Source organism: Candidatus Lokiarchaeota archaeon, from assembly GCA_014730275.1.
Classification (GTDB): Archaea; Asgardarchaeota; Thorarchaeia; order Thorarchaeales; family Thorarchaeaceae; genus WJIL01.
Genome location: WJIL01000043.1, coordinates 1 through 2,669 on the forward strand (window position 1 = coordinate 1; position 2,669 = coordinate 2,669).

Consider the following 2,669-nt stretch of genomic DNA (forward strand, 5'->3'; position numbering starts at 1 on the left):
GACCTATGTTTTGAGCTGAGGTCAGATATGGTGGAAGGGCTGAGACCGTTACTAGGGATCATCATCGTGAATCTCAATTGTGGGCTTCTCAAGAATTACTTTGGAAATGACGTATGTTACTGTGCTCATGATTTCCTCCATATCTATTAGTGCCTCAAGGGCTTCGAGATGCTCATCCCTATTTCTAGCCTTGGTCAACACCCAGTAATCGATATCTCCTAGGAGCCAATATACAGCAGAGACACATGGTAGATTTGCCAATTTCTCTCCGAGACCACTGTATTTTGGGCCATGCCGGGCTTTGACAGCAATCACTGTCTGGAAATCATATCCGAGCTTATCCTCGTCTAGAATCGCGTGATACCCTGATATTATTCCTGCTTCCTGTAGCTTCTCTATTCTATAATGTATTGTAGAGACAGCAACATCAACCTTCTTGGCCATTTTCTTCAATGAAATCCTGCAGTCATCCTGAAGACTGCGGAGTATTTGTTTGTCAACTTCATCTAGCTTGTGCATAGACGGTTCCCCTCGTTTTCTTTGATTACTACCCCTTTGAGGTGGGTTTTCAAAGAAGCTGATATGTATTAACCGTTTCTAAGACTTGAGTCGGTGACTTTTAACTCTTTTTTGAAAAGAATTATAGAAAGCTGAAACTTATTCAGAGAGTTTATCAGATGCCTATTAGACGAATTTGAAAGGAGTAAATGGCCATGCCTAGCAGTGAATGCAAATCATCAAAAATTACGTACTTTGAACAACCCGGCTCGCAGAATACCGAGAAAACCCTCCAATTGGCAAAGGAAAGGGTTCTGGATCTAGGGATCGAGAATGTGCTTGTGGCAACAACCACTGGAAGGACCGGTTTATTGGCTCATCGGATATTCGCGAATACTGACGTCGATGTGACTGTTGTAGCTGAGCATTATGGTTTCAAGGAAGAGGGAGAATGGTTGATGGAGGAGGAATACCTCGAGAAGCTGAGAGAGGAGGATGCTAACGTAATGACTCAATCTCATATGCTATCTGGCTTAGAGCGCTCTGTTCGCAATCGTTTTGGTGGTGTGTCCCATACTGAAGCTATTGCGGAATCTCTTCGTTCTCTTTTTGGATGCGGCGTGAAAGTCTGTATTGAAATCGCCATTATGGCCGCGGATAGCGGAGAAGTCCCTTGTGGAGAAGGAGTCGAGGTAATGTGTATAGCAGGTACTGGTGGGGGTGCCGATACTGCTGTTGTTCTTCGCCCGGCACACATGAACAGTTTCTTCAAACTGAAAATAAAGGAAATCGTGTGCATGCCTCGACGTTGAGCTTCGTGAAACATAGTATCTTCAGGAGGGCGTGACGCAATGTTGAAATACTTGATGTGTTTGTACGTATTTGGTTGAATAATATTCAATATCGTGCGATATGAGATGAATATATAACAGCTCTCAGTATTCAGAAGCGGGGTGAAGGAAACTGCATCTTAGGCGGCGGATTTCAGGTATTCTCTTCAGACTAAGAAAGAAGAAGAACCCTAGTGCCAGTCCATTGGAGTATTATCTCACAGCTAGTTTTGGAAGCTTCATTGAACATGCAAGAGAAGTGGCAATGACCATACTTCAGAAAGGGGGTACTTTGCCACTACGGGACAGCCAACGAGAAGAAAGAGAGAATCTAGGCCTACCTGCTATGAAGCGTAATGTTGATGAGCTAGCCTTCCTAATCAGTAAGGCTGGATTTCCCAAGGATGAATCCGGATGTGACCAGCAGTAATGGAATATGCATTCTTCCCGGGTTGTGTTATTCCTGCCACATATCCCCAGTATGAGAAGCTGCTTCTAGAGGTATTAGAGGAGTTTGGAATCACTATGAATTACCTCGGTGAAAGCACCTGTTGTCCAGCTCCTTTTTCTTTTGAATTGGTCAATGAGGAAGCCCGATATTATGTAGCTGCTCGCAATATCTGCGAAGCTGAAGAGCTTGGTCAAGATTTGGTCAGCCCTTGTAGTGGCTGTGTTGCTACCCTGTTGAAAGCTAACACCCGTCTGAAGTCTGATGCAAATCTTAGAAGAAGGGCAAATGAGGCTCTAAATGAGATTGGGAAGGAATTCAAGGGGAGTAGCGAAGTAAAGAGTGTTCTTCGCGTGCTTTACGAAGATATTGGGCCAGAGAGGATTCGAACAAGCGTAGAACGACCTCTGGAAAATATGCGCGTAGCGGTTCACTATGGCTGTCACCTCTTTGAGGAACTTCATCGTTTCGATGATGTGAACAATCCCACCTCCTTGCAAACACTGCTGAAAGCATTGGGGGCGGAGGTTGTGCCTTATGATGAAGAGAATCTTTGTTGCTTCGTTTATGCAAATCCAGTGGATAGAGATTTTGCGCTGGATGCAGTAGCTGAGAAGGTACGTAATCTCAATGCAGTAGATGCGGACTGTTTCGTTGTTATGTGTCCCAGCTGTTTCACGCAACTAGATTCAACGCAAGAAGTTCTGACTTGGATTGCTCAAATAGAAGAGAGTATGCAGAAACCAGTGTATTTCTACCCTCAACTGCTAGCCTATGCAATGGGAGTAAGTCCAAAGAAACTAGGACTTGGTAATCACAAGGTTGAAGCCGGGAGATTCTTTTCTAGGAACAAAGCTGCGACAAGTCCCTAGTTCGATTTATATGTGCTCTGC

At 44.4% G+C, this 2,669-nt stretch carries 4 protein-coding genes; 3 read left to right on the forward strand and 1 reads right to left on the reverse strand.

Annotated features, from left to right (window positions below; genetic code table 11):
* Positions 1-51: 51 nt before the first annotated feature.
* A complete protein-coding gene (locus GF309_05185) occupies positions 52-519 on the reverse strand; it encodes a winged helix-turn-helix transcriptional regulator (GenBank protein MBD3158164.1) in 468 nt (155 codons plus the stop codon).
* A gap of 194 nt (positions 520-713) precedes the next feature.
* On the opposite strand from GF309_05185, the gene GF309_05190 reads away from it, so the two are divergent.
* The 3 genes from GF309_05190 (at position 714) to GF309_05200 (ending at position 2,648) form a co-directional block, all read left to right on the forward strand.
* Positions 714-1,310, forward strand: coding sequence for a hypothetical protein (locus GF309_05190; GenBank protein ID MBD3158165.1), 597 nt, complete (start codon positions 714-716; stop codon positions 1,308-1,310).
* A 223-nt stretch (positions 1,311-1,533) separates the two neighbouring features.
* The gene (locus GF309_05195; protein ID MBD3158166.1) at positions 1,534-1,758 is read left to right on the forward strand and encodes a hypothetical protein; all 225 of its coding nucleotides are present in this window, start codon (positions 1,534-1,536) and stop codon (positions 1,756-1,758) included.
* Positions 1,758-2,648, forward strand: coding sequence for a hypothetical protein (locus tag GF309_05200; GenBank protein MBD3158167.1), 891 nt, complete (start codon positions 1,758-1,760; stop codon positions 2,646-2,648). Before GF309_05195 ends, GF309_05200 begins: the two co-directional genes overlap by 1 nt.
* Positions 2,649-2,669 lie beyond the last annotated feature (21 nt).